This is a genomic window from Brachyspira pilosicoli, assembly GCF_019402445.1.
Lineage (GTDB): Bacteria > Spirochaetota > Brachyspiria > Brachyspirales > Brachyspiraceae > Brachyspira > Brachyspira pilosicoli_B.
The window spans coordinates 1-6,852 of sequence record NZ_SRZM01000113.1; the positions used below are offsets into that span (position 1 = coordinate 1).

Here is a 6,852-nt window from a genome sequence, read left to right on the forward strand (position 1 = left end):
CTTCGTCAAAGTTGCAAAAAGTGCAAGTTAAGAGAACAATATTAATTATATTTTACATACGTAATATTAAACCAAAACGATATAAATACTTATTAATTTAGTTTTTTAATAATTTTACTATAAAAAATAATTATTACATTTATAAAAAATAAATATTATAACAAAACACTATCAATTATATTTTATTCCTTATCCTTTATAACATTGAAATGTATAAAAGACATCATATTTAAAAATACATATAATATCATCAAACTAGCAACTACAAGCTCTATTATAGCAACATATCTCCATATATAATAATATTCTCCACCCATAGATTTTGAATAATTAGCAAATTTCAAAAGAGCCTGTGCACCTATTGCAAGAGGGAAAGTGTATGCTGCAAATAATGGTATAAACTTTATTCTAAAAGCTTTTATTAAAGATAAATAAACTTTAAATGTTGTAATTAAACCTAATGCTAAAAACAAATTAAGTATAGCGGTGTTGTATGTTTGAAATGCAGTTAAATATCCGCATAAACATAAATTAGCAGGTGCTCCCATTACGGCAAAAGCAGGAAACTTATCTTCAGCTAAAGGTTCATGAAAAATGATTCTATAAAAAATAAAAGGAAACATTATTATATATATAACCATTCCTATATAAACAATGGCTTGTGATAAAGTAGGAAATCCCATAGCACTTCCGCTAACAGAAGCTACAACTATACCAATAGGCGGAACAAACCAACTAGGTACCATATTATGTCTGTCTTTTAAGTTTATTCTATGAGCTATAAAAGTGATTGCAAATATTGTATGTATCACTATAGCTATAAGCCACATAGCAATACCAAGCGGTCTTATAAATTGTACTACAGAACTTGATATTACCATAATAGCCATATCTAAAGTTGGTATTGTACTTCCTGCAACTGGGTGCTCTAAATCTTTAATAAATGCTTTGAAAGATGAAAATATTTTTGTAATTATTGTGAGTATTAATACAGATGATATTAAAGCTCCAATATATGCAAAATATTTTTTTCCTGTAAAGATAGTCCAAGCGTTGAATATACCGCCCACGCCAAGTGCTAAACCTGTGAGGGCTGTAGGCATTTTGTTTATTTTGTTTATCATAATAAAATTAAAAAGAATTTATAATAATTCTTAACTCCTTATATTGTGTGAAAATATTATATATTAAAAATCAGAAAAAATCTATTTAAAATAATTGATATAAATATATTATTGTATTAGTATATAATAATTAAGGGGGGGTGTAAAAAATGAAAAGATTAGTTTTATTATTGTTATTTTTAAGTATTGTTATAATAGGTTGTAAAACTGATAATATATTAGGAATAAGTAAAAATTATGAAGGCACTTGGGTTTGCACTGAAGGTGAACTTAATGGAAAAATAGTTACAATTAATTCTGACGGTTCATTAAAATATGATACTATTACTATTTCTGCAGCCCTTATTACAAAACATAGTGATGACCATTATTCTGCAAGCACAACATTTGCTAATAAAACTTTCTCAGTTGATCTTGTGTTTACAAGTAATACTACAGCAACTGTTCAAGCAGACGGCAAGAGCGGAGTTTTCACAAAGCAGTAAATTTTATAATATAGTAATAATCTAATAGCAAGGTTTTATATGGATTATACAGAAATCAATTCTTTAACTATAGATAAATGGGTTGAAGATGGTTGGATATGGGGTGTTCCTATTACACATAAAAAGTTTTTAGAAGCTAAAAATGGAAAATGGGATATGCTTTTAACACCGACTAAAAATGTTCCTAAAGAATGGTTTGGAAATTTGGAAAATAAAAATGTGTTGGGGCTTGCATCTGGAGGAGGTCAGCAGATGCCAATATTTGCAGCTTTAGGAGCAAAATGTACATTAATAGATTATTCTCAAAAACAGATAGACAATGATATATTTGTAGCAAAAAGAGAGAGTTATAATATAAATGCCATAAAATATGATATGACAAAAAAATTTCCTTTTAAAGATGAAAGTTTTGATTTGATTTTTCATCCTGTTTCTAATTGTTATGTAGAGAATGTTTCGCATATATGGAGCGAATGCTATAGAGTATTAAAAAAAGGCGGAAGGCTTATGTCTGGGCTCGATAATGGAATTAATTTTTTATTTGATGAAAATAGTAAAAATATTAAATATAAACTTCCTTTCAATCCGCTAAAAGATAAAAAATTATTAGATGAGTTATTAAGTAAAAATGACGGCATTCAATTTTCTCACACCATAGAAGAGCAGATAAGAGGGCAGTTAAAGTGCGGATTTAAGTTAATTGATATTTATGAAGACACCAACGGAGAAGGACTGCTTCATGAATATAATGTTCCTACTTTCTGGGCTACATTGTGTTTGAAATAAATTTTTAATGCATTAAAAAAGGGCTTTACCTTTTATAGATAAAACCCTTTAATAAATTACCAATTTTATTGATTATCTTTATTTAGCAATTATAGTGCCTACATACATTTTGTCTGTTCTAACACCAGGCTTAATTTCGCCGTTAATAGAATATATTTTATTTCCTATTAATATTAAACCCTCTCCGCAAGGAGCATCAAAAGGAACATCTCCTATTGTTTTCCAAGTATTAGATTCACAGTTATAAATTAATATTTTACTGTTCCAATCAAACTCATAAGGGTCAGCACCAAAATAACCAGCTCTAAAATCAGCCAATGCTTCTTCTTGAAGATTACCCAAGTTATAAACAGCATCATCATAAACTGCTTTATTAAAACCGCCTATAACAAGCATTTCTTGTTCATTAAGCTTAACTGATACAGCACCAAGTAAAGATATTCCTTCATTGTTAAGAGCTACATCAGAAACTTGTTCCCAAGTGTTGTTAGCAAAATCATATTTATAACCATCAGTATAAGCAGTAGCGTCCCCACCGCTAAACACATATATATTGCCGTTTAATAGTTGAGCAACAGCTTGAGTTCTGCTAGCTTGATTAGGTACAGGAGCTAATTCTTTAGTTTCTTTTGTAGCTAAATCATATTCATAAACTTTGTCGCTTCCTTTTCCTGCTTGTTTACCAGTGATAATATATAATTTATTGTCTTTATAAACAGCAACACCATTTTGTAATGTAAAAGGTAAATCACCTATTTTTTCAACATTTAATTTATTATTTTTTAATGTGATAAACAATATATCATCATCAGCTTCAGGGTTTGAAGAGCCACCGATATAGTATATTCCATTTGTAACAGTGATAGAAGCACCATATCCTAATTCGTTTTCCCAATTGATATGCTCAACAACTTCTAATGTGCCGTTATTATCTTCAAGCATGTAAATATCAGAATAAGTTTTTTTAGCTCCGCCATTAAGTACAGATTCTTCAGGGAAGTTAGCTCCTCCTCCAACAACAATATATTTGTCTTCTAAAGAACCATATAATAAACCAGCAGTACCAATATTTTTATCCATTCCAGTTTGAGCAGGCAAACGTCCACCCATCTCCCAAACTATTTTTTTATCAGTTTTAGAATCTAATACATTTGCATTGCTGCTAGCGGTATTACTTGAACAGCTAACAGCAAATATAATAGATAATATCAAACATAATTTTTTCATTTCTGTTTCCTTATCAATAAGCCTGAATAACTCAACTATTATTTTTGATTTTTAATAGTAGTAGAGTAAGTTAAACCTTTTATTTTATCTTCGCTTGGTTTTCCAAAGAAGAAAGAAGCTATGAAAGATACTATTACACTAGAGCCTATAATTATAAATGACAACATAAACTCAAAGATTTTTGGTTTAACGTAACCAGGTATAAACTTAGTAAGCATACCAGCAGGATCGCTGACATAGAATGCAATTATTACAGAAACTATAAAACCAATCCATACAGCTTTAGATTCTACTTTGTCAAAGAATATACCAATTAAGAATACTCCAGCTATAGGACCGCCCAAAAGACCAGTAATAGCTTGGAAATACAAGAACATATCACCTTGACCATTGTATATAAAGTAAATAGCAAGCAATGTACTAAATATACCAACTATCCAGCTTGAAATTCTTGCAAATTTAAGTTTGCTTTTGTCTTCCATACCAGATTTGAAATATTCTAAAATATCTGCAGTCATACAAGTAGAAACAGAGTTCAAACTAGATGATACAGTAGATTGAGCAGCAGCAAATATAGCAGCTATTACAAGACCAGATATACCAACAGGTAAAGCATTTACTATAAAGTATGGAAGTATAGCATTACCATTAATGTTTTCTGGTAAAGTAGCTTTAAAATGAAAGTAAATATATAAAGCAGAACCCATACCTATAAATATTACAATGCTAGTACAAAGCAAAGGAACATTCATAAATAAACTTTTTTTAGCTTCATGTTCATCTTTGTTTGTAGCATATCTTTGAACTATGTCTTGGCTACCCACATAAGAATAAATAGAGTTTACGAATCCTCCAACTATCATAACCCAAATACTAGATTTAGCTAAATCTAAAGAGAAGAAATCAGGGCTTATAATTTTACCGTCATCAGCTAAAAGTTTAAATCCTTGTCCTACACCTTCAGGAGCAGAAGAGAAACCTACTATAATTACTAAGAAAGCACCTAAAAGAAGTACAACAGTTTGTATAGCATCAGACCATAATACAGCCTCAATACCTCCCATAGATGTATAAGCAACACAGAATATTGATACTACGATAGTGATTAGCACTGGGTTTAATGTTGGCACAACTTGTTGTATAGCTAATGTAGGAAGGTAAATTACTATAGCCATTCTCACAACGTGGAAAAGTATAAATGTTAAACTACCAACAAGTCTGAAAGAATTATCAAATCTTCTTCCTAAATATTCATAAGCAGTAGTAACATTAACTCTTCTAAAGAAAGGTACAAAAGTGTATGCTGCCCATAATACCATTAAAATAATTCCTAATGGAGCCATACCAAGCAACCAGCTGTTATTGTAAACAGAAGCAGGTATAGCTATAAATGAAATGGATGATAAAGCAGTAGCATAAATACTCATTGCAGTTACCAAAGCAGGAACTCTTCCTCCAGCTTTGAAATAATCATCTGTAGATTTAGTTCTTCTAGCAAAGAACATACCAATAAAAAACATTACGACAAAGTATAGCCCTATGACTATCCAGTCAAACCAATGCCAAGCCATATAATTTTCTCCTATTATTAAAATATTTGTTTATAAAAAAGTTAATTCTTTTTAAGAAAGTATAGTTTTTAAGCTTTGTATGGTACTTTAACTATAGCTTTTCTAACATGATTTTTACCGCTTTTTGGCGGAAGTCCTACTCTATGAGCATCATAAGGAAGAAGTATTAGCATTTCTCCTGGAGATAAAGTTAAACGAAGAGTTCCTTCTCCTTCCCAATCATGATAGTCTGAAGCTTCATCATAAGTTTTTGGTTTTAATGTTGAAGTATTTGCTATAATAAAATCTTCAGAGCCTTCAAAAATTATTTGAACATCTACATATTTTAAATGTGATTCCCAAGGTGGATTATCTTTATTATCATATTCCATAACATTTATAAAAGCACCTTCGCATATTTCTTTATCAAGCAAATGTTTTCCATTAGGTAATTTTTTTAATTCTTCATAATGCTCTCTAACATAATTTTTAGCTTTCCATATGGTGTCATGGAAATGTTGATTGAATTCACTTTTTATTGGTTTTAATATCATAATACAATATCCTTTTTTATAAAAAATTAATTAAAAATAAGAGTGCCGCAATAAAAAAGCAGCACTCTAAAATAATATTATAGTTTAGATAAATATTTATCAAACATCTCTTTTAATACTTTTTTCTCTGCTTTACCAAGAGGTTTTGAACCCATAGGTGCTCTGCAATAAGAAACAGCTGAAGAATCATAGAAAGTAATACATTCTTTAAGTGCTGGATATATACCTACACTTAGTAAAGTTTTAATTATATCATTCATATCATGCTGTATTTTTAAAGCCTTAGATAAATCTTTATTTTCAACAGCATCTATTACTTTTTTTGCTAAAGGAGCTTGTATATTGTATGTAGAACCAATTCCTGACCTTAAACCATAAGAAGCATATGCTATTAATAATTCATCAAAACCAGCCCACATCATCTTATCAGGGAATTTTTGTATTAATCTTTCTAATAAGAATAAATCTGATGAAGTATATTTGATACCCATCACTCTTTTATCTTCAAAGAGTTTTCCAAAATCATTTAATGATATACTGTTATTTGATAGACTAGGCAAGAAATATATTACCAAAGGAATTTTACTTGTTGCCTTTAGAATTGTGTTATAATATTTGCTAATATCATTAAATGAAAATGGATAATAATATGGAGTAACAGCTGATATTAAGTCGTATCCTAATTCTTCTGCCTTTTGTGCCATTTCACAAGCTTCATTAAGATTTAATGTACCTACATGTGCTATTAGAGGTATTTTTCCATTAACTTCTTCTTTTGTAATTTCAAATACAGCTATTCTTTCTTCTTTAGACATTAATAGTCCTTCTCCAGTAGAACCTCCAACATATAATCCATTAACTTTCATACGGTCAATATTGTGTCTTACATATTTCCTCAATACTTTTTCATCTAATTTTCCACTTTTGTTAAATGGAGTCATTAGAGCAGATAATATACCTTCACATTTATTCATCTGTTCCTCCTTGTTATTTTTTATATTTATGTATATTCCTATATTATATATTGTATAAATTAAGTATACTTTAATCAATATATATTATAAATATTTTTGCTAATATATTTAAAAAATATACTTTTTTTATAATAATATATATATAATTATAT

At 29.2% G+C, this 6,852-nt stretch carries 7 protein-coding genes; 2 read left to right on the plus strand and 5 right to left on the minus strand.

Annotated elements, in window-relative coordinates; genetic code table 11:
- Window positions 1-182: 182 nt before the first annotated feature.
- Complete coding sequence (locus E6A48_RS04485; protein WP_219708848.1) at window positions 183-1,124, minus strand: TDT family transporter; 942 nt, start codon at window positions 1,122-1,124, stop codon at window positions 183-185.
- A 149-nt stretch (window positions 1,125-1,273) separates the two neighbouring features.
- Here E6A48_RS04485 and E6A48_RS04490 point away from each other — a divergent pair, with 149 nt between their 5' ends.
- Both E6A48_RS04490 and E6A48_RS04495 read left to right on the plus strand, forming a co-directional pair.
- Complete coding sequence (locus E6A48_RS04490; protein WP_219708849.1) at window positions 1,274-1,609, plus strand: hypothetical protein; 336 nt, start codon at window positions 1,274-1,276, stop codon at window positions 1,607-1,609.
- Window positions 1,610-1,648: 39 nt separating this feature from the next.
- Complete coding sequence (locus E6A48_RS04495; protein WP_219708850.1) at window positions 1,649-2,395, plus strand: class I SAM-dependent methyltransferase; 747 nt, start codon at window positions 1,649-1,651, stop codon at window positions 2,393-2,395.
- Window positions 2,396-2,473: 78 nt separating this feature from the next.
- On the opposite strand, the gene E6A48_RS04500 is transcribed toward E6A48_RS04495, so the two are convergent.
- The 4 genes from E6A48_RS04500 to E6A48_RS04515 all read right to left on the minus strand — a co-directional run bounded on the left by E6A48_RS04500 (window position 2,474) and on the right by E6A48_RS04515 (window position 6,700).
- Window positions 2,474-3,622: a cyclically-permuted mutarotase family protein gene (locus tag E6A48_RS04500; protein ID WP_219708851.1), complete on the minus strand. Its 1,149-nt coding sequence runs from the start codon at window positions 3,620-3,622 to the stop codon at window positions 2,474-2,476.
- 38 nt (window positions 3,623-3,660) lie between these two features.
- Window positions 3,661-5,193 (minus strand): sodium:solute symporter family protein, encoded by a 1,533-nt coding sequence (locus E6A48_RS04505; RefSeq protein WP_219708852.1) that lies wholly within the window; start codon window positions 5,191-5,193, stop codon window positions 3,661-3,663.
- 68 nt (window positions 5,194-5,261) lie between these two features.
- Window positions 5,262-5,726: a NanQ anomerase/TabA/YiaL family protein gene (locus tag E6A48_RS04510; RefSeq protein WP_219708853.1), complete on the minus strand. Its 465-nt coding sequence runs from the start codon at window positions 5,724-5,726 to the stop codon at window positions 5,262-5,264.
- A gap of 77 nt (window positions 5,727-5,803) precedes the next feature.
- Complete coding sequence (locus tag E6A48_RS04515; protein WP_219708854.1) at window positions 5,804-6,700, minus strand: N-acetylneuraminate lyase; 897 nt, start codon at window positions 6,698-6,700, stop codon at window positions 5,804-5,806.
- Window positions 6,701-6,852 lie beyond the last annotated feature (152 nt).

Coding starts and splice junctions, on each gene's coding strand:
- E6A48_RS04505 (WP_219708852.1), bottom strand. CDS start 5,193: ATGGCTTGGCATTGGTTTGACTGGATAGTCATAGGGCTATACTTTGTC.
- E6A48_RS04485 (WP_219708848.1), bottom strand. CDS start 1,124: ATGATAAACAAAATAAACAAAATGCCTACAGCCCTCACAGGTTTAGCA.
- E6A48_RS04495 (WP_219708850.1), top strand. CDS start 1,649: ATGGATTATACAGAAATCAATTCTTTAACTATAGATAAATGGGTTGAA.
- E6A48_RS04490 (WP_219708849.1), top strand. CDS start 1,274: ATGAAAAGATTAGTTTTATTATTGTTATTTTTAAGTATTGTTATAATA.
- E6A48_RS04515 (WP_219708854.1), bottom strand. CDS start 6,700: ATGAATAAATGTGAAGGTATATTATCTGCTCTAATGACTCCATTTAAC.
- E6A48_RS04510 (WP_219708853.1), bottom strand. CDS start 5,726: ATGATATTAAAACCAATAAAAAGTGAATTCAATCAACATTTCCATGAC.
- E6A48_RS04500 (WP_219708851.1), bottom strand. CDS start 3,622: ATGAAAAAATTATGTTTGATATTATCTATTATATTTGCTGTTAGCTGT.